Below are 18,630 nucleotides of genomic sequence, written 5' to 3'. Positions count from 1 at the left end.
GGGGTCGGGGTGAGGGCCCCACCCCGCGACGCTTCTACCTCCCCACACGAGCCCTCCGATGAAACGCAAAATGATGCTGTGCGAACGCGTCATGTACGTGGATCGCGACGCCACCTTCACCATCGTCCAGGCCGCGCGCGTACGCGGCGCGCTCGACGAGCAGCGCCTGCGCGACGCGCTCGCGCGGGTGCAGCGCAAGCACCCGATGCTGCGCTGCTCGATCGAGGACGGCGACCCGCCGAGCGTGATCCTGGAAGCGCATCCGCTGCCGATCCCGCTGCGCATCGCCGAGCGCGTCGACGCCGAAGAATGGCAGCGCCAGTCGCACATCGAACGCGAAACCCGTTTCGACACCACGCGCGCGCCGCTGATGCGGCTGACCTGGGTGCGCGGCCGCGACGCGCAAGGCGAGGTCGGCGAACTGCTGATCGCCTGCCATCACGTGATCTGCGACGGCATGTCGATGCTCACTTTGCTGCGCGAAATCTTCGCCCTGTGCGGCGACCCGACGCTCGACATCGGCCACCACACCGGCTTCAACGCGCTCGACGACATCCTGCCGCCGGACGTGCTGAGCGACCGCCGCGTGCGCCGCAGCGCGGCGTGGAAGGCGCTGGCGTTCCGCTTGTTCTTCAGCCTGCGGCGCAAGCGCAAGCCGGTGCCGCAAGGCGAGTTCTTCGTCCTGCACTGGAAGCTCTCGCGCGAGGACACCGCCGCGCTGGCCGCGCGCGCCAAGGCCGAGGGCGTGACCGTGTTCGCCGCGATGAGCGTGGCGTTCTCGCTGGCGTTCCGCACGGTCAAGGGCGCCGCGGCCAACGGCAAGATCTTCTCGCCGGTGGACATCCGCAAATTCCTCACCCTGATCCGGCCCGACCAGCTGTTCGCCGCGGCGCCGGGCACCATCGTCCCGCTCGACACCGATCTTCCGCCCGAACGCGTGGACGACGCCGCGTATTGGGAACAGGCGCGCGCGTTCAAAGGCCGGCTGAATCAGAAGGTCGAGCGGATCAGCCGCAACGTGCACGAATACTTCATCGGCCTGGAGATGATGCATTCGATCTTCGGCCAGTTCGTCGCCGAGCGCCGCTCCGATCTCGACAAGTTCGACACCACCATCTCCAATATCGGCCGCATCGACATCCCGCAGGACTATCCCGGCTTCCGCGTGGAAACCGTCTACAGCCCGACCGCGCGCCTGCCTTGGCGCAGCACCACGGCGATCCTGAGCTCGGGCTACGCGGGCGAACTGGACTTCGTGTTCACCTGCGACACCGCCTCGCTGTCGCGCGCGCAAGTCGAGCGCATCCGCGAGATCGCCATGGGCTTGCTGCGCGAGCGCTCGCACGCGCCGGCCGCAGACCAGCCCTTGCGGGAAGCGGCATGAACGAGGCTCACGTGTCCGAACCGGAAATCCATGCCGAACCCAACGCCACGGCCGCCGCCGCGCCGTCCGATCCCGACGCGTTCGGCGCGGTCGTGGTGCTGTGGCAACCGCAGCCCGAACACGTCGACCATCTCGAACGCGTGCGCGCCGCCTGCCGCCATCTGATCGCGGTGGACAACTCGCCGCGTGCCGACGCCGCACTGCATGCGCGGCTGCGCGCGAACGGGATCGAGGTGATCCACAACGCCAACCGCGGCGGCATCTCCGGCGCCTACAACGTCGGCGCGCGCGCGCTGTTCGGCGCCGGCCGCCGCGTGGTGTTCCTGCTCGACCAGGATTCGCAGCTCGGCGCGGAGTTCTTCGCCGGCATGATGCGCGCCTGCGCGCGCGCCGATCGCGATGCCTTCATCATCGGGCCCAAGGTGTTCGAGGTGAATCTGGGCCGCTATCTGCCGGTGTTTTCGCCCGAGGCGCGCCTGCCCAAGCCCGAGCGCATCGACGAGCGCAGCGAAGGCCTGGTGCCGACCTTGTTCGTGATCTCGTCCGGCTCGGCGGTCTCGGCCGCGGCCTTCGACCGCATCGGCGAGTTCCGCGAGGACTACTTCATCGAGTACGTCGACATCGAGTACGGCATGCGCGCGACCCGCAACGGCGTGCTGGTGCTGGTCAATACCGAAGTGGAGATGCGCCAGCAGGTCGGCCAATACGTCAAGCGCGGGATCTTCTCGACCAGCAATCACGTCGCGTGGCGGCGCTACTACGCCTCGCGCAACGCGGTGCACGCGCTGCGCTCCAACGCCTCGCGCTGGTCGATCCACTGGCTGATCGAATTGCTGACCTTGCACCAGGTCGCCTGCGTGCTGGTGTGCGAGCAGCACAAGCTGCGCAAGGTCGTGGCGATCGCGGTCGGCTACTTCGACGGCTTGTTCGGCAAGCTCGGTACGTTCGAGCAGCGCCATCCGCGGGTGGCGGCGTTCTGCAAGCATTGAGGCGCGGCCGGGTTCGGGCGCAACGCATCGGGCATTCGCGCCCGATGCCCCGGGCCGGGTTCGCACCGCCTCAGAACGCTTCGTTGGCCGGCTGCACGTCGATCCCCAAGCCCGTCGCCACCGTCTTCATGTTCTCGTCGTCGCGGCGCAGCGCGATCCAACCGCCGTAGGCATCGCCGCCGGTGTCGTAGTTCCACAGCGTATAGCCGTGCTCGCGCAGCCGGTCGTAGGCGATGGACATCAGTTCGGGCACGTCGACGCCGTCGAGGAAATCGTCGTCGGAGGGATCTTCCACGCCCCAGTCGATGCGCAGGTTCCAGCGCGCGGCGAGCTGGTCGAGCACGTCGACGAAGCTGGCGGTGTCTTTCCAATCGACGTAGAAGCCCGAAGTCCAGTCGATGGTTTCCTGCACGGTCTCGACCGGCTCGCGGTCGTCGCCGCTTTCCTCGCGCGCCTCGCGGTAGCGGGCGAACTGTTGCAGCGCGGTGTCTTCGTCGCCGGGGTTGATCAGCAGCAGCAACTGCCAGACCAGGGCTTCGTCGTCGAGGTCCTCGCCGTCGTCGGCGGAGAAGTCGTAGCCGTCTTCCTCGTAGTCGGACTCGTTGTCGGGGAGCATGGCGCGCGCTCGCGGGGGAGAGGCGCTCATGGTCGCGCCGGGCCGCGGCAAAGGAAAGTACGCGAACCGCCGGCAACGCGGCGGGCCGGCGCCGCGCGAACGAAAACGCCGGGCAAAAGAAAAGCCCGGCTTGCGCCGGGCTTCTCTATGTACCTTAGGCGGGCGAACCGCCTCAGATCGCCGGTCGGCAGCTGCTTAGAGCGGCTGGACCTGGTCGGCCTGCAGGCCCTTCTGGCCCTGGGTCACAACGAAGGAGACCTTCTGGCCTTCCTGGAGGCTCTTGAAGCCGTTGCCCAGGATCGCGCGGAAGTGGACGAACACGTCGTCGCCGCTCTCGCGGGAGATGAAGCCGAAGCCCTTAGCGTCGTTGAACCACTTGACGGTGCCGTTCTCACGTTCGGACATTTTTGCTAACTCCTTGAAACATAACGTTGAAGTACCGCTTTCGCGGCGTTGGAGCTGGTCGCAAGGAGGAAGCGTGGAACGATGGAGTGGATCTGTGGATCGACGATCTACGGCATCGGGTCACGACCTACGGTGACCCTTGACTAACTCAGCACGCACACCGTAGTGGCGTCCGCAACGAAAATCAATTGGTCGCGGACATGAAATTCATCCGGGCGGGCCACCCGAACGGCCCCGGAGCACCCAGTAGGGGCCACCGGACCGAGCCAACGGCTCACTAGCCTATTGATTTTGATGGCTTTTGGCATTAGCCGAATCGGCCGACCCCGTTCAGCAACGCCCCGTTCCGACCTTCGCCGCTGAACCGGCCCACCATCACGTCCGGGCTGCGACCCGCGCCCATTCGCGCGCGAATGGCGCGGCGGGCGGCTCAGCCGCCCTCCCCGCTCTCGGCGTCGGCCTGGGCCTGGGCGCGTTTCCAGATCGCGTACTCGGCGCGGTTGAGGCGGAAGTCCTGCAGCGCCATCGCCGCCGCGCCGCGGTCGGCGGCGCTGCTGGACGGATCGGCGGCGATGACGAGCAACGCGTCCTTGAGCCGCGCGCTGCGCGCGTGCGAGCCGGACACCGCGACGATCGCCTTGCCGCGCACCGCGGCTGCGGGATCGAGCAGCGCGCGATGCAGCGCTTCCTCGGCTTGCGCGGGTTCGGCCCACTGCGCCAGTTGCGCGATCGCTTCGCCGCGCACTTCCGCGTCGCTGTCGCGGGCCAGCGCGTCGAGGCGTTCGACCACCGGCGCGGCGTCCTCGTCGGGCATCGCCGCGGGCGTGAGCATGCGGATCAGTTCGGCTTCGCGCTGCGGCTCGCCGCCGGCGCGCAACTTGGCCAGCAAGGTGTCGCGCACTTCGGCGCGCTCCAGCGAATAGCCGCCGAGCAGATCGAGCCCGACGCGCTCGTCCTGCGCGCGCGTGCTGGCGGCTTGCGACAGCGCGTAACGCAGCACATCTTCGCCGCCGACCGCGTGCAACAGCGCCAGCAGTTCGCCGCGCGCGTCGGGCGCGGTTTCTTGGCCGTAACGCTGCAGCAGGTCTTGCAGGAACGCCGGATCGCGCTGGGCGCGGCGGCGCAAGGATTCGAAGCTCACCGGCGCGGCGCCGCCGAGCGATAGGTATTGCGGATAGGGCGATGCGGGCGGGCCGTCGTCCGCGTGCACGGCTGCGCGTTTTTCGGCGCTTGCGACGGGCTGCGGCGGCGCGATGTCCGCGCGGTCGCGGCGGTGCACGTAGGCGCCGCCGGCGAGCGCGCCGATCAGCGCGGAGATCGCGGCGATCGGCAGGGCCTGCTTGAGATTCATGCGGGGTGGGGAGTTGAGCGCATGGGGGGCAGGATAGCGCTTGCGTGGCGGGGCGATGCGGAGACGTGGGTGGCGCGGCGCAAAATCAAAATGGATTCCGGCTTTCGCCGGAATGACGGTGTTGGGGGTGGGCGGATTCTCGTCGGAACGATGACGGCGTTGGGGGCGAGCGCGTTCTCATCGGAACGATGACGGCGTTGGGGGCGGACGAATTCTCGTCGGAACGATGACGGCGTCGGGTGCGGGCCGATTCTCGCCGGAACGATGACGGCGTCGGGTGCGGGCGAATTCTCGTCGGAGCGATGGCGGCGTTGGGTGCGGGCGAGTTCTCGTCGGAGCGATCACGGCGTTGGGTGCGGGCGCGTTCTCATCGTAACGACGACGGCGAATGGTGCGAGCCTTCGCCGAGCCCGGATGCCGCCTCCGCGAATTCCGCCACGTCGCGTTCGCGCCGCGCGTCCGCTCACATCGCGTCCGCCCACACCCACCTCGCGCGCGCCCGCTTCGCGAACGAAGCGGGCGCGGCGAAACCTTCATCAGCAATCCGGCGCCACGCGGCCGTCCGAGCCGGTGTAGGTGTAGGCGTCGGGGATGTAGCGGCCGCTGCCGATGCGGTTCCAGAGGTTGCTGGTGCCGTAGGTGCCGGTCACCGAGGAGCCGGTGGTCTGGCACTGGATCGTCACCTGGGTACCGTTGGCGAGGCTGTCGACGATGGAGTACGAGGTGCCCGGGCCGGAGCGCACGTTCAGCGGCGTGCCGTTGGTGCCGACCTTGCCGGTGGCGCCGCCGCCACCGCCGCAGGAGTTGCGGCTGGTGTAGTTGCCGGTGCCCCAATAGACGATCTGCGAACCGTTGAACGCGATCTTCTGCGCCGAACCGTTGAGGCGTTCTTCGAAGTGCAGATGCGGGCCGGTCGAGCCGCCGGTGCTGCCGACGGTGCCGATCGATTTGCCCATCGCCACGCTCTGGCCGACCGAAACCGAATAGCTGTTGAGGTGCGCGTACAGCGTGCTCCAGCCGCCGCCGTGATCGATCACCACGTACTTGCCGTAGCTGGTGCTGCCGAGGTTGCGCACCACGCTGACGGTGCCAGCCGCGGCGGCGACGACGGTGTCGCCTTCGTCGTTGGCGCGGTTGAAGTCGACCGAGTTCTGCGGGTTGTGGTTGGTGCGGGTCTGGCCTTCCCAGACCTGGCCGCAGGGGAACGGCATCTGGAAGGTCGGCGCGGCCTGCGCGGCGGTGCCGAACAGCGAGGCGAAGGCCAGCAGCGCCAGCGCGCTGCGGGTGCGGAAGCGGTTGCGTGCTCGATTCACGGGGTAGGACTCCAAGGTTGGGCCGCGGGGGCGCGGCCGGAGAGGTTGGGTTGCCGGTTGCGGTTCAATGCACGATCTGCACATCGTCGAGGTAGAGGTTGACGTCGAAGCTGGTCTGCTCGCGCAGCAGCCAGATCGCGTCCAGGCGCACGCTGGCGGCGTCGATCTGGCCGTTGCTGGCGCCGGCCCACGCGTTCCATTGCGCGGCGTCGTCCAGCGTCCATTCCAGGTAAGTCCATTGGTTGGCGGGAATCGTGCGCTCGGTGCCGCGCTCGGTGCCGTCGCTGTCGTCGATGCTCAGCGAGGCGCGCAGGCCGCTGCCGCCGGTGTAGATCCAGAAACCGACCTTGCCGCCAGCGCGGATCAGCTCGACGTTGTTCGCGGGCGTGCCGCCGCCGGACAACAGCCGCACCGCCCACGCGCTGGCGACGTTCGGATCGTCCTTGAGCAGCACCCGCAGCGAACACGCGCCGTTGCGGCGCGTGGCGCAGTCGCGCTGCGCCAGCGACGCGGCCGAGACGCCGACCGTGCTGCCCGAATAGGTCGGCGCGCTGTCGAAACGGCCGACGCCGCTTTCGAAATCCTCGAACACCACCGCGCCCGGACCGGGGCCGGCGCCGTCGTTGGCCAGATACGCGTTGCGCTGGCCGCCGGGCGCGTCGTTGCCGTTGAAGTAGTGGTTGGCGATCCAGCGCCAGTCGCGGCCTTGGTTCGCGGCCCAGCGCTGGGTGCCCCATTGGCTCATGCCGCGGCCGTGGCCGAAGCAGCCGCGGCCGCGCCCGACTTCGTCCGACAGGCACGGCCAGCCGTTGCGCGGCGAACCGTTGCGGCCGTTGCCGCAACTCAAGTCGGTGTTGACGCAGGACAGGCCGTCGGAGGGATCGTCCCAGGCGTTGTTCTCCGAGGAGTATTCGCTGAAGGCGGCGCTGGCGCCGTCGCGGGTCAGCAACACGCCGCGGGTGGCGGCCGCCGCGGCGACGGTGGCGGCGACGCTGTCGTTGTCGAAGGCCTGGCACGACGTGCTGGCGCAGATGTCGTAGCGGCTGTTGACCGGGTGGGCGACGTAGTACGCGGCGTAGCTTCGGTAAGCGACCGCGCCGGCGGCGAGCGATTGCGGGTTCCACGAGGGAATCCACTCTTCGTCGAGGCCGCGGCCGACGTAGTCCTCGAACGCGTACACCGAGACCGAACTGCACGAGCGCCCGGAGCACTGGGTGCCGACGCGGATGCTGGCCGGGACCGGCACGCTGGCCGACTGCGCGGCGAGCGCCTTGGCCTTCGCCACCGTCTCCGGTTGCGCCGGATCGAACGAAGCGACCGCCGCAGCGGCGCGCGCATCGGCCTGCGCTTGCGCGGCGTCGGCGGCGGGCATCGGCCGTTGGCGATCGGGATCGAGGCTCGCGCGCTGCTGCACGTGGCGGCGGTCGCTGCGGGCGAGGCCGCGGCCGGGCTCCAGATCGACGATCAAGGCGCGCGCATCGTTGAGCAGCGGCAAGCCGGCGAATTCTCGGCCCTGATACCCATCGGCTTCGACGATGAGATCGAGCGTGGCCGGCAACGCGTCGGCGGCGGCGCGCGCGGCGGGCAGTTGCGCGCTCAGCTCGAAACGGCCGTCGGCGTCGCTGCGCGCGCGGCCGCCCTGGCTGCTGCGCACCGACGCGCCGGCGAGCGGCCGGCCGCTGGCGGCGTCGAACACGCGGCCGGCGAACGCGGCGCAGCGCGCGCAGGCGGCGGTCTTCAGGGCGAGGCGGTCGAGCGCGTCGGACGATACCGCCGGCGGCAGCCACACGGTCAGCGGCAAGGGCTGCGCGGCGTCGATGCGCACGCGCGCGCTCAGGCTTTGATGGCCGGCGGCGCCGATGCGCAGTTCGTACTCGCCCGCCGCCAACGCGGCATCGCGCGCGCCGCGCACGCGCGGGTCGAGCGCGAGCGCGCGCACCTGCGCGCCGGGATCGAGCGGGTGGACGCTGAGATTGGCGTCGAGCGCGGCGCCGTCGACGCTGTCGCGCACGCGGATATGCAACAAGCGGTCGCCGGAACCAGCGACGATCAGCGCGCGCGATCGCGGCGACGCGGACGCGACGGCGGCCTCGTCGCGGCCGGATTCGCGAACCCACTGCGCGAACACCGCAGCGGCGAGCAGCAAGGCCAGCATCGCCAGCCACGTCGGCGCGCGGCGCAGCGGCGGTGCGGGCGGAGGCGGAGCGGTCATGCGCGTTTTCCCTCTGCGGGAAACATGGATGGGAGATAGCGGATAGGAGATAGGAGATAGCGACAGCCGTTCGCGAGCTTTTGCTATCTCCTAACTCCTATCCGCTACCTTCTAGCTACAAAGACGCGCAGGCCGTCGCGGGATTCCGGCCTGCGCGCCGAGCCCTCAGTTCTTCACTTGCACATCGTCCACGTACACATTGACGTCGTACGCGGTCTGATCGCGGTAGAACCACACCGCGTCGAGCTTGACCGAAGCGGCGGTGATCGCGCCGTTGGCGCCGCCGACCCAGGCGTCCCATTGCGCGTCGTCGTCCAGGCGCCATTCCAGGTAGGTCCACGTATTCACCGGAATCGCGCGCGCCACCGAGCGTTCGGTGCCGTCGCTGTCGTCGATGCCGATCGCCGCGCTCACGCCGGTGGCGCCGGTGTAGACCCAGAACCCGACCTTGCCGTTGGCGCGGGTCAGCGCGGCGTTGCTGCCGGGATTGCCGCTGCCCGAGAGCAGGCGCACCGCCCACGCCTCGGCGCTGGCCGTATCGTCCTTCAGCAGCACGCGCAGCGAGCACTCGCCGTTCTTGCGCGTGGTGCAGTTGCGTTCGGCCAGCGAGGCGGTGGAGATGCCGGTGGTGCTGCCCGAGTACGCGGGCGAGGTATCGAAATGCCCGACCGTGCTCTCGAAGCTGTCGATCACGCTGCCGCCGCCGGGCGTGCCCGGATTGAGCAGGGTGTAGTAGCGCGCCCAATCCCAGTACTGGCCCGGGTCGGTGTGGGTCTGGCTGCTGTAGTGCTGATGGCCTTTGACCTTGACGCTGGTCGGCAGCACGTTGATGCCCGTGCCGCCCGGCCCCTTGAACGCGCTCGCGCAGCTGATCGCGCTGTAGGTCGCGCAGAAGTGCCGGGTCAGCGCGGCCGAGGCGTTGTACATGGCCGCGGTGTACCAGCTCGAATTGGCGATGAAGCCTTCGTGCTCGATGCCCAGCGTGGTCTTGTTGTGCACGCCGACGTGATGGGCCGCGCGGTTCTCGCGCACCATCTGGGTGATCTGGCCGTCGGAGCTGCGGATCAGGTAGTGCGCGCTGACGCTGTAGGGATTGTTCTGGAACCAGGAAATGCTGCCGGCGTAGTAACCCTCCATCGTGTGGATGGTCACCGAGTCGTAGGAGGTGCGGTCGGAGTGGTAGGGCGAGGCGACCCACAGCGCCGGCGGATAGTCGGTGCTCTTCTCGTCCGCGGCCGCCGCGGCGACGCGCGAACCGGCCGGCGCGCGCAAGGTTTCGTCGAGCGGGTCGATGCTGTAGCCGCCGTCCGCGCCGAGCGCTTCGACCTTATCGGCCGCCACGTCCAAACGCACGAACGGCGCGCGCAGGCGCAGCAGCGCCGGCGCGTCGAACGCGCGCTCCCAACGCACCGCGCGCTCGGGCACGACGATGCCGCGGTCGTTGACGCCCTTGTCCTGGGCCGACAGCACATCGAAGGCGAAGCTGGCGCGCGCGTGCGCTTGCACCGCGCTCTTGGCCGCGCCCGCGGCGAAGCCGGCGTAGCGTTCCAGCGCGGCGCGGCCGGCTTCCAGCGGCGAATTCGCATCGACGCCGTCGGCGCGCAGCTCGCGATCGAGCAACGCCGCCGCGGCGAGGATGTTGAGCGCCGGATCGCGTTGCACGCGCGGCGCCGGCACGCCGAGCAAGCGCGCGCCCTCGCCGACTTGATCGGCGAAGCCTTCGCCGTGGTACAGGCCCATGACGCCGAACGCGCGCGGCATGTGCTGATGCGAATCGGCGGCGCGCTGCGGCTGCAGGTTCTGCCAACGCGTGGTGACGTAAGCCATCGCTTCCAAGGTGCCGCGCGGAATCGACGGGTAACGCGCATACGCTTGCCGGAAGTACACGGTGTAGAGCTGGCGGTCGATGCGCGCCATCGACTCTTCCAGGCGCAGGCGCTGGGCCAGGGCCGGATCTTGCGGCGCTTCGGCGGCCTGCGCCGCGGGCGCGGCGAAACCGCCAGCGATCAAAGCGAACGACAACAACGACCACGAAACGCGCGACAGCGGCGAGCGGCTCGCGCGCCGGCGCACTCGCCGGCCCACGGAATATTCGTTCATGTTGTTTATCCCCGAGAGAATTAAAAATTCCCGCGCCGCCCTTGTACTGCATTTGTTTGTCGCGCAAGTGCTGGCCGCCGCGGTTTGCGCCGCGGATGTTCGGTTCCGCGACGCTTATCACTTCGGGAATGCGTTGCCCGGCGAGTCCGCGGGGCGCTGCGACGGCGCTTGGGTGCGGCGCGGCATTTTTCAGAAGCGCGGTTGGGGATCAGGGTGGGGGAACTGAAGGTTCGACGCGGCACAACCCGAACCAGACCCCAAGCCCACGCCAACAAAGCGAGCCGCCGCCCCAACCGCCCCTAATCCCCCTGTTCCCCAACCCCGCCCCTCTTTCCCGCTTCTCCCTTCCCGCTCCTGGCCCCTCACTACACCTGTCTAGGGTCACCCCCAGTTACCACCCTGAACGCGCCCTCCTATCGTGACCGCCTGGACGCATCGGGGCGTCCGCATTCCCACGAAGGATCAGTCATGAGCGGAATCGACGGCGTCAACTATCAGATGCTGCGCAACCTGCCTCCGGAAGACCGGCAGGCCATCCTGGACGCGGCCAAGACCCAGGCCGCGCCCGCGCCGGAACCGCCGCCTCCGCCGCCCCCGCCTCCGCCGCCGCCCCCGCCGAAGGACGCCAAGACGCCCGAAGAGGCCGTGCACGCGATCCAGCAGTTGCCGCTGCCGAAGACCAGCGACCTGTCTTCGAGCATGCCCTCGCCGGTCTACAACTCGATCTACGGCCCGCGCGTCACCGAGTTCAACACCACCCGCCGCACCGAAGCGCAGGCGGCGCTGGACCGGATGGAGCCCAAGCTCGACGACTACCGCAACAGCGGGCTCAACGGCGCCACCGCCAACTACGAGTTCCAGCAATCGCGCGATGCCTTCAACAGCAATCCTTACGTCAAGGAACTCAAGCGCATCGTCGGCGAAGCCACCGACAAGCCCAACGAGGTGCCGGCGTACCTGACCCGCAGCGGCGACGCCAATCCCAGCGAAGTGGCCAAGCTCGATTTCCCGACCGTGCGCGGCGCGCTCGACACCCTCGGCGTGAAGCTGCCGGATCAGCCCACGCCCGAGCAGATCGCCTCGAGCTACGAACTGCTCAAGCTGATGCCGAGCGACGTGCTGTCGTACGCGGTCAACCCGGGCATGTCGGTCACCTACAACTCGCCGCTGATCGGCCTGCCGTCGAACGGTCTGGTTTCGGCGCAGGTGAAGTCGAACATCGTCGTCGAAGGCAAGCTCGAGCTGTCGGACGTGCAGACCGGCGTGGACTTCCAACAGCAGCAGCAGTTCAAGGCCTCGGTGCAGCTGCACAGCGAAAACGGCGTGGCGGTGGAGAAGACCCCGCTGCAGCGGCTGTACAAGTACGCGTCCAAGTTCGATCAGGTGCCGGCGGGCGTGCAGAGCCTGATCGACAGCTCCAAGCTGTTGCAGACCGCGCTCAAGGCGCCGCCGGTGACCGGCCATTACCTGGAACTGGAAGGCTCGCGCCTGAGCTACGAAGCCAACGTCACCCCGCAGCAGGGCGCCAAGCTCGACCAGGGCGACATGAGCGCCATGCCCAATCCGCTGGATCCGCTGTCGATGCCCGAGGGCACCTCGGTGCTGATGCGCGGGCAGAACCTCAAGGGCTCGGACTTCGCCGCCAACTACAAGTTCTACGCCGGCATCGGCAGCACCCACACCGAACTCGACGGCGCCGGCTTCGGCGTGCGCAAGATGGACGGCTCGGTGGTGGAGGTCTACGCCGGCCCGATCCAGACGGTGGAGAACGCGACCATGTTCGGCCTGGGCAAGGTCGGCTCGTACTCGATCGGCCTGAGCGTGGAAACCAGTTCGGAAACCCGCTCGCTGCAGACCGCGCGGATCGATCTGTCCACGCCGGAAGGCCGCGACGCGTACCAATCCTTCATGAGCGCGGGCAAGGTGCCGGACTGGAACCCGCCGGGCGTGCAGCGCTCGGGCACGACCGAGGTGTTCAACGCCGAACACGCCGCGCGCCTGGGCATCGACGCCGGCCCGATCTCGCTGGGCATCGGCAACAGCAGCCAGCTCACCATCACCCGCAACGTCTGGCAGGACGGCACGGTCGATCAGCAGAACAGCTATCAGTCGATGGGCCAGACCACCGACGTGCAGTTCCAGATCGGCGCCGACGGCAAGCCGGTGAAGGACTCCACCCAGTGGACCCTGGTGCTGCCCAACACCGGCGACGTGGCCGCGTCCTACTTCAACTCGGCGTACCACCCCGGCGAGCTCAACAAGAAGTTCGACGGCGACCAGCACCTGCAGTTCAAGTTCACCGACTCGGACCTGCTGGCGCTGCGCGACCGCGCCCGCGAGAGCGTGGGCAACATCGGCGGCGAGAAGCACGGCGGCGAGCGCCTGCGCGACCTCGACTCGGGCCGGATCAGCCCGTTCCCCAACGACGTGACCGAGCAGATCGCCATCGCCAAGACCCCGGACGACGTGTTCGCCGCGATCTCGCGCAGCGGCTCGGCCGGTTGCGAGGACTTCGTGTCGATGATGATGTGGGGCGACAAGCGCAACACCGCGCTGCCGGGCACGTTCCAGATCAAGGACGCCGGCTGAGGGTTCTTGCCGCGACGCTCGCGAAAACGCCCGGCATCGCCGGGCGTTTTCTTTTGCGTCGAGGGACTGCGTGGTCGTAGCCCCTGTAGGAGCGGCGTAAGCCGCGACCGCGGCAACGCAACTACGACGAAACCTTCGCCGCGAGCGGAAACCCCGCGGTCGCGGCTTACGCCGCTCCTACACAACCGGATCGCGCGGCATTCTCGCGGGCGGTTACACCGGCGGCGGATTGCGCTCGGCGAAACCGGACTGATGCCAATACGGATACGCCTTGTCGCGCGCGCTGGCCGCGTCGAGCTTGGCGACCTGCTCCGGCGTCAGGTTCCAACCGACCGCACCGAGGTTCTGCTTGAGCTGTTCCTCGTTGCGCGCGCCGATCACCACGGTGGCGACGGTCGGGCGTTGCAACAGCCAGTTCAGCGCGATCTGCGGCACGGTCTTGCCGGTTTCGGCGGCCACGGCGTCGAGCGCGTCGACCACGCGATAGAGATACGCCTGATCCACCGGCGGCCCCAGATCGGCGGTGGCGTGCAGGCGGCTGGTTTCCGGCAGCGGCTGGCCACGGCGGATCTTGCCGGTCAAGCGGCCCCAGCCCAGCGGGCTCCACACCACCGCGCCGACGCCTTGGTCCAGGCCCAGCGGCATCAGCTCCCATTCGTAGTCGCGGCCGATCAGCGAGTAGTACGCCTGATGGGCGACGTAGCGGCTCCAGCCGTGGCGCTCGGCCAACGCCAGCGACTTCATCAGATGCCAGCCGGAGAAGTTCGACACGCCCAGGTAACGCAACTTGCCGGCGCGGACCAGATCGTCGAGCGTGGACAGGGTTTCCTCGATCGGCGTGCGCGCGTCGAAGCCGTGCAGTTGGAACAGGTCGATGTAGTCGGTGCCCAGACGCTTGAGCGACGCGTCGATGCTGCGCAGCAGATGCTGGCGCGAGGAACCGACTTCGTTCTCGCCGTCGCCGAAGCGGAAGGTCGCCTTGGTCGAGATCAGATAGCTGTCGCGCGCGCGGCCCTTGAGCGCTTCGCCGAGAATCGATTCGGCCGCGCCGCGCGAGTAGATGTCGGCGCTGTCGAACAGGTTGACGCCGGCGTCCAGCGCCACGTCGAGCAGGCAGCGCGCTTCGGCGACGTCGGTCTGGCCCCAGGCCTTGAAGAAATCGCCCTGGCCGCCGAAGGTGCCGGTGCCGAAGCTCAGCGCCGGCACACGCAGGCCGGAGCGGCCGAGATAACGGTGTTCCATGCCGCACTCCATGAGAGAGGGGAGGCGGCCATTGCACGCCATCGCGGGCGGCGGCTCAAGCGTGCGGGCGGGATGGTGCGTTGCTTCGCGCATTGGCGCGCGCAGGTAGGCCCGCCTGTCGCGGTGCCCGCGAACGCGGACATCCGGTCGCTCGCCGCGGCATGGCGCTGAAGGCTTTGGATTCCCGTGTGCGTGGGCACGACGGCCTGTAGCGGACGCGGCGACACCGACCTACCGTCGTGCCCGCGGAGGCGGGCACCCAGGGCTTCACCCAAGCAGAACTCCGCAGCCTCCGCCTCCCCGCTCTCGTGGGAATGACGGCGCGAGGCAGACGCTATCCAGCCTCGCGATCGCCGCTTTCCGCGACGACGAAGCAAAGCCCAGCGCTTACCGCCCCACCGGCACGAACTTCACATCCGACGGCGACGCCATCGGCAAGGTCTGCACTGTCGCGCCCAACTCGCCGCTGGCCGGATCGCGCGCGATCACCACCAGGTTGCCGCTGTGTTGATTGGCGACCACGACGAAGCGCCCGTCCGGCGCCAGCGCGAACTCGCGCGGGCCGCGGCCTTCGCTGGCGCGGCGTTGCAGCGCGCGCAGGCGGCCATCGCCCGCATCGACCGCGAACACGGCAAGGTGGTTGTCTTCGCCGCGATTGCTGACGTAGAGAAAGCGACCGTCCGCGGACAAGTGCAGCGCCGCGGCGGCGTTGCCTTCGCGCCGGCCCGGATCCAGCGCCAGCGTCTGCGCCACCGACAAGCGTCCGTCGGCGTGATCGAGCGCGACGATTTCGCCGCTCATCTCCAAGCTCAGATACGCATGGCGCCCGTCGGCGGAAAACAGCAGATGGCGCGGCCCGCTGCCGGCCGGCAACTGCAGCCACGGCGTCGGCGCGGCTTGCAGCGGGCGTTCGGCGCTGCGCGCGGGGTCGTAACGATACGCATACACGCGGTCGGCGCCCAGATCGGCGGCGAACACGTAACGGCCGTCGGGCGACGGCGTCGCCGCGTGCACGTGCGGGCCGAGCTGGCGTTCGCGGTCGGCCTGGCTGGCGCGATGGCCGAGCACCTGCACCGCCGCGCCGAGGCGGCCGCCGGCATCGACCGGCAACACCGTCAGGCTGCCGCCGGGGCTCTCGTTGCCCGAGTAATTCGACACGAACAGATAGCGCCCGTCGCCGCTGAGCGCGGCGTGGGCGGGATCGTCGCCGAGCGTGTTGGCCTGCGACAGCCGCTGCGTGCGCGCCGCGCCGCGGCCGAGCGCGAAGCTGCTGGCGCGGCCGACCGGATCGGGCGACGCCGGGCCGTTCTCGTTGACCGCGAACGCGCGCGCGCCGTCGGGCGAGAACGTCAGCCACGAGGGGTTGTCGGTTTCGACGATTTCCAGCGCGTGCGGATCGATGCGGCCTTGCGCCGGGTCGAAGCGGTAGCGGCCGATGCCCTTGCACTGCGCGCCGGTGTAGCAGCCCACCAGCAGTTCCAGCGGCTGGGACGGTTCGGCGGCGTGGGCGGCGGTGGCGCTCATGATCAGGCTCCAGGCAAGCAGGGCGGAACGCAGGGACATCGACGGCTCCGGTGGGCGCGAAGCTGCGATGCTGCCTCAATCGGCGGGCGCGACCAAGGACCGGGTTTGGCGTTCCGGCGCGGGCGCCGGTATCGGTTGCGAACGGATCGGGCCCGAAGCGCCTCCCACCACGGCATCGCGCAGACGCGAAGTCCGCCGCGGCCGATGCCTTCCGAGCGACGCCGCGAACCGTTCAGCGCGAATACTCGAACTCGACCTCCGCCTGCGCCGTCACCTCGCCGGTCTGCGCCGGCGCCTCGGCCGCGTAGTCGTACGCGCGCGCGCCGAACTGCCGCGCGGTCGGCGTCTGCGGCAGCCACGCCGGGCGCTCGTCGAGGAATTTCACCGAACGCGCGCCGCCCAGGCGCCAACCCAGTTCGTCGGCGGCGATGCGCGCGCGGCGTTCGGCGTCGCGCAGCGCCAGCCGCTGCGCTTGCTCGGTGTAGTCGGGCAGGCGCTCGGACGACGGCCGCAGCTCGAACTCGGCCACGCCGGCCTCGGCCAGTTCCTGCTGCAGCCGGATCAGCTCGGCTTCGCCGCGCACGCGCAGCGCGAAGCGGCTGGAAAAGCGCCACGCCGGCGCCTGCGCGTCGCCGCGCGAATGCAGGCGCGGCGGGTCCTGCGCGCGCTCGGCCAGGGCGCCGGCGTGCGCGTCGAGCACGCGCCGCACCGCCGCCAGCGCCGGCTCGAAGCGCTCGCGCGCGGCGCGCGCGTCGGCGCCGTCGCCGACCGCGGCGAAGGCCAGTTCGTACGCATCCGGCGGCCAGACGACCCGGCCGAAGCCGGCCACGCGCAAGCGCCCGCCGCCGGTATCGACGGCCTGCGCCGCCGCCGCGGCCGGCAGCGCCAGCCCCACCGCCAGAATCCAGGCCGCCAGCGTGTTCATGGGCGCCGCCTCCGTGAACGAGGCCGCCATTCTACGGCGCGGGCTGGGCCGTGCCGGCGCGCCCGCGTATCCTAGGCGCCGCCCCGGCCGCGTCCGCGCCGGCGCGCATTCCACCCTGCACGAGCGCCACCATGACCGATACCCCGCCCGACCGCCTCTCCAACGATCCGCGCAGCCCCTTCTACGCCCCGTCCGTGCTCGAGCGCGGCATCGGCATCCGCTTCAACGGCGTGGAGCGCAGCAACGTCGAGGAATACTGCATCAGCGAAGGCTGGGTGCGCCTGCCGGTGGGCAAGTCGCTCGACCGCCGCGGCAATCCGATGACGATGAAGCACAAGGGCACGGTCGAGGCGTATTACCTCACCGCCACGCCCGACGCCGAGTAAGCCGCTTCCGACGGCGCAGGTCGTCCGGGGCCCCGGCTCCGATGCTTCGCTCCAGGCCACACCGGCCAGGCGCGGAGCATCGCAGCCGGGGCCCCTTTGTTTTAAGCGGCCGGTTTTAACGGCCTGTCTTAGCGGCGCTTCGCCTTCGCGGCGATTTCTTTTCCCGGCGATGTCACAGCGCCCGGTCCTGGCCCGTCGAACCGACAAAGACGCCGCACCGACGCGGCGCCGTCGACACCCGGAGCCCGCCATGTCCCTCGCCCTCAGCCTGATCGTGTTCAAGTTCGTCCTGCTCGCCGGCCTCGCCGCCTGGATCAGCGTGGTCGCGTTCAACAATTTCGTCGCCTTCGGCAACGGCGCGTTCGCGATCGGCCAGCTGATGCGCATGGCGCCGCTGCAGCAGGAACCGGCGATCCAAACGCCGCTGCTCGCGCGCCGCATCGACAACGCGCTCTGGCATCGCGCCGTGCTCGCCGTGGTGTTCGCCGCCGAAGTGCTCTGCGCCGCGCTGCTGTGGTTCGCCGCGGCCGCGTTCGCCGGCGCGGCGGCGGAACCGGCGGCGTGGGCGAACCTGGCCCTGGCCGCGTTCATGGCCACCTGCTTTCTGATGCTGGTCGGCGGCAGCTGGTTCGCCTACTACATCCGCCAGGACAACCTGCAGCTCTCGCACTTCGTGCTGATCGGCGTGGCCGCGGCGGCGATGCTGGCGGTGAATCTGCGCGTCTGATCCGCTCAGGCCGCCGCGGTCGCGCGCCAACGGCCGAGCAGGCGCTGCATGTCCGCGGCCAACTCCGGCACCGGCTGCGGCAGGCGCTGGGCCGCTTCGATCAGCACGCAGGCCGCGGCGAACTCGCCGCCGGCCGCGGCGTGCAAGGCCCGCGCGTAATCGCCCAGCGGCGCCGGCGCTTCCAGCAAGGGTTCCAGCCATGCGCGCGCATCACCCGCGGTGTCGCGCATCAGCAGCAGCTGGGCGAGCTGGAAGCGCGCGACCACGAACTGCGGCACCCGCGCCAGCACCGCGCGCAAGCGTTGTTCGGCGCGGTCGTACAGACCCAGCTGGGCGTGCTGGATCGCCAGCAGGTATTGCGCGTGCAGATTGTCCGGGTCGCCTTCCAGCACCTGCTGCAGCAAGCGCACGGCTTCGACATCGCGCGCATCGGCGATGGCGGCGTGGGCGCGTTTGAGCAACGCCTGGAGATCGGGACGCGGGTCGGACATGCGGCGGGACTACGGCCAGAGGATCCGGCCGCGCGCTTCCCCCGCGCGGCCTCGGTTCGGGCGCCCATTGTGCCGCGCCGGCGGTCAAGGAAAAACGACTTGCGTCATAACGAAAAGCGAAGACGCGTTGTTGTAGCGTCGCCTCGCCGCCGCAAGAGGACGGCGCCGCCCCGGCCATGAAGGCCGCGGCGGCGGCCCGCACGGCCAACGGCGGCCTGTCGTCACCGACGCACTACCGATCATTGGAGGATCACCATGTCGTCGCGTTCCCCGCTCCGTTCCCCCCTGGCGTCCCGCGCCCTGCTCGCCGCCGGCCTCGCCGCCTCGCTGGTCCTGGCCGGCTGCGGCCGCCAGGCCGGCAAGCACGCCGAAGCCG

The 18,630-nt window shown here is 69.7% G+C and carries 16 protein-coding genes; 6 read left to right on the top strand and 10 right to left on the bottom strand.

Annotation, left to right across the window (positions count from 1 at the left end; translation table 11 throughout):
• Positions 1-58: 58 nt before the first annotated feature.
• Positions 59-1,384 carry a condensation domain-containing protein gene (locus tag J5226_RS07190; protein WP_215839154.1) on the top strand — a complete coding sequence of 442 codons (1,326 nt, stop codon included), beginning with the start codon at positions 59-61 and terminating at the stop codon, positions 1,382-1,384.
• Positions 1,381-2,373, top strand: a complete 993-nt coding sequence (locus J5226_RS07185) for a glycosyltransferase (RefSeq protein WP_215839153.1) — start codon at positions 1,381-1,383, stop codon at positions 2,371-2,373. The genes J5226_RS07190 and J5226_RS07185 overlap by 4 nt, the downstream gene beginning before the upstream one ends.
• A 70-nt stretch (positions 2,374-2,443) precedes the next feature.
• On the opposite strand, the gene J5226_RS07180 is transcribed toward J5226_RS07185, so the two are convergent.
• From J5226_RS07180 to J5226_RS07155, 6 genes are all read right to left on the bottom strand, one after another.
• Positions 2,444-2,989, bottom strand: coding sequence for a hypothetical protein (locus J5226_RS07180; protein WP_215839152.1), 546 nt, complete (start codon positions 2,987-2,989; stop codon positions 2,444-2,446).
• A gap of 195 nt (positions 2,990-3,184) precedes the next feature.
• The gene (locus J5226_RS07175; RefSeq protein ID WP_215839151.1) at positions 3,185-3,394 is read right to left on the bottom strand and encodes a cold-shock protein; all 210 of its coding nucleotides are present in this window, start codon (positions 3,392-3,394) and stop codon (positions 3,185-3,187) included.
• 430 nt (positions 3,395-3,824) lie between these two features.
• Positions 3,825-4,745 (bottom strand): hypothetical protein, encoded by a 921-nt coding sequence (locus tag J5226_RS07170; RefSeq protein ID WP_215839150.1) that lies wholly within the window; start codon positions 4,743-4,745, stop codon positions 3,825-3,827.
• 536 nt (positions 4,746-5,281) lie between these two features.
• Entirely contained in the window at positions 5,282-6,058 is a 777-nt protein-coding gene (locus J5226_RS07165; RefSeq protein ID WP_215839149.1) for a M23 family metallopeptidase, read from the bottom strand.
• A gap of 64 nt (positions 6,059-6,122) precedes the next feature.
• Positions 6,123-8,270 (bottom strand): SpoIID/LytB domain-containing protein, encoded by a 2,148-nt coding sequence (locus J5226_RS07160; protein WP_215839148.1) that lies wholly within the window; start codon positions 8,268-8,270, stop codon positions 6,123-6,125.
• 165 nt (positions 8,271-8,435) lie between these two features.
• Positions 8,436-10,370 (bottom strand): peptidoglycan recognition family protein, encoded by a 1,935-nt coding sequence (locus J5226_RS07155; protein ID WP_215839147.1) that lies wholly within the window; start codon positions 10,368-10,370, stop codon positions 8,436-8,438.
• Between J5226_RS07155 and J5226_RS07150 the strand changes: the two genes are divergently transcribed.
• Both J5226_RS07150 and J5226_RS07145 read left to right on the top strand, forming a co-directional pair.
• The gene (locus J5226_RS07150; RefSeq protein ID WP_215839146.1) at positions 10,369-10,596 is read left to right on the top strand and encodes a hypothetical protein; all 228 of its coding nucleotides are present in this window, start codon (positions 10,369-10,371) and stop codon (positions 10,594-10,596) included. The genes J5226_RS07155 and J5226_RS07150 overlap by 2 nt on opposite strands.
• Positions 10,597-10,838: 242 nt before the next feature.
• On the top strand, positions 10,839-12,959 hold the full coding sequence (locus J5226_RS07145) for a hypothetical protein (protein ID WP_215839145.1): 2,121 nt from the start codon (positions 10,839-10,841) through the stop codon (positions 12,957-12,959).
• A gap of 213 nt (positions 12,960-13,172) precedes the next feature.
• Here the strand turns inward: J5226_RS07145 and J5226_RS07140 are convergent, their stop codons facing one another.
• The 3 genes from J5226_RS07140 to J5226_RS07130 all read right to left on the bottom strand — a co-directional run bounded on the left by J5226_RS07140 (position 13,173) and on the right by J5226_RS07130 (position 16,650).
• Positions 13,173-14,201 carry an aldo/keto reductase gene (locus tag J5226_RS07140; protein WP_215839144.1) on the bottom strand — a complete coding sequence of 343 codons (1,029 nt, stop codon included), beginning with the start codon at positions 14,199-14,201 and terminating at the stop codon, positions 13,173-13,175.
• Between the two features lie 387 nt (positions 14,202-14,588).
• Positions 14,589-15,764, bottom strand: a complete 1,176-nt coding sequence (locus tag J5226_RS07135) for a lactonase family protein (RefSeq protein WP_215839143.1) — start codon at positions 15,762-15,764, stop codon at positions 14,589-14,591.
• Positions 15,765-15,957: 193 nt separating this feature from the next.
• The gene (locus tag J5226_RS07130; RefSeq protein WP_215839142.1) at positions 15,958-16,650 is read right to left on the bottom strand and encodes an SIMPL domain-containing protein; all 693 of its coding nucleotides are present in this window, start codon (positions 16,648-16,650) and stop codon (positions 15,958-15,960) included.
• A 131-nt stretch (positions 16,651-16,781) separates the two neighbouring features.
• Here J5226_RS07130 and J5226_RS07125 point away from each other — a divergent pair, with 131 nt between their 5' ends.
• Both J5226_RS07125 and J5226_RS07120 read left to right on the top strand, forming a co-directional pair.
• Positions 16,782-17,036: a DUF3297 family protein gene (locus tag J5226_RS07125; protein WP_215839141.1), complete on the top strand. Its 255-nt coding sequence runs from the start codon at positions 16,782-16,784 to the stop codon at positions 17,034-17,036.
• Positions 17,037-17,286: 250 nt separating this feature from the next.
• Complete coding sequence (locus J5226_RS07120) at positions 17,287-17,763, top strand: DUF2165 family protein (protein ID WP_215839140.1); 477 nt, start codon at positions 17,287-17,289, stop codon at positions 17,761-17,763.
• A gap of 5 nt (positions 17,764-17,768) precedes the next feature.
• Here J5226_RS07120 and J5226_RS07115 read toward each other — a convergent pair whose 3' ends face one another.
• Positions 17,769-18,254, bottom strand: a complete 486-nt coding sequence (locus J5226_RS07115; protein ID WP_215839139.1) for a tetratricopeptide repeat protein — start codon at positions 18,252-18,254, stop codon at positions 17,769-17,771.
• Positions 18,255-18,630: the final 376 nt, after the last annotated feature.

It is taken from the genome of Lysobacter sp. K5869, from assembly GCF_018847975.1.
Taxonomy (GTDB): Bacteria; Pseudomonadota; Gammaproteobacteria; order Xanthomonadales; family Xanthomonadaceae; genus Lysobacter.
Note: the sequence above shows the minus strand (reverse complement) of the source record. Positions and strands in the feature narration are given on the sequence as shown.

Coding starts and splice junctions, on each gene's coding strand:
- J5226_RS07190 (WP_215839154.1), top strand. CDS start 59: ATGAAACGCAAAATGATGCTGTGCGAACGCGTCATGTACGTGGATCGC.
- J5226_RS07185 (WP_215839153.1), top strand. CDS start 1,381: ATGAACGAGGCTCACGTGTCCGAACCGGAAATCCATGCCGAACCCAAC.
- J5226_RS07180 (WP_215839152.1), bottom strand. CDS start 2,989: ATGCTCCCCGACAACGAGTCCGACTACGAGGAAGACGGCTACGACTTC.
- J5226_RS07175 (WP_215839151.1), bottom strand. CDS start 3,394: ATGTCCGAACGTGAGAACGGCACCGTCAAGTGGTTCAACGACGCTAAG.
- J5226_RS07170 (WP_215839150.1), bottom strand. CDS start 4,745: ATGAATCTCAAGCAGGCCCTGCCGATCGCCGCGATCTCCGCGCTGATC.
- J5226_RS07160 (WP_215839148.1), bottom strand. CDS start 8,270: ATGACCGCTCCGCCTCCGCCCGCACCGCCGCTGCGCCGCGCGCCGACG.
- J5226_RS07150 (WP_215839146.1), top strand. CDS start 10,369: ATGTTGTTTATCCCCGAGAGAATTAAAAATTCCCGCGCCGCCCTTGTA.
- J5226_RS07155 (WP_215839147.1), bottom strand. CDS start 10,370: ATGAACGAATATTCCGTGGGCCGGCGAGTGCGCCGGCGCGCGAGCCGC.
- J5226_RS07145 (WP_215839145.1), top strand. CDS start 10,839: ATGAGCGGAATCGACGGCGTCAACTATCAGATGCTGCGCAACCTGCCT.
- J5226_RS07140 (WP_215839144.1), bottom strand. CDS start 14,201: ATGGAACACCGTTATCTCGGCCGCTCCGGCCTGCGTGTGCCGGCGCTG.
- J5226_RS07135 (WP_215839143.1), bottom strand. CDS start 15,764: ATGTCCCTGCGTTCCGCCCTGCTTGCCTGGAGCCTGATCATGAGCGCC.
- J5226_RS07130 (WP_215839142.1), bottom strand. CDS start 16,650: ATGAACACGCTGGCGGCCTGGATTCTGGCGGTGGGGCTGGCGCTGCCG.
- J5226_RS07125 (WP_215839141.1), top strand. CDS start 16,782: ATGACCGATACCCCGCCCGACCGCCTCTCCAACGATCCGCGCAGCCCC.
- J5226_RS07120 (WP_215839140.1), top strand. CDS start 17,287: ATGTCCCTCGCCCTCAGCCTGATCGTGTTCAAGTTCGTCCTGCTCGCC.
- J5226_RS07115 (WP_215839139.1), bottom strand. CDS start 18,254: ATGTCCGACCCGCGTCCCGATCTCCAGGCGTTGCTCAAACGCGCCCAC.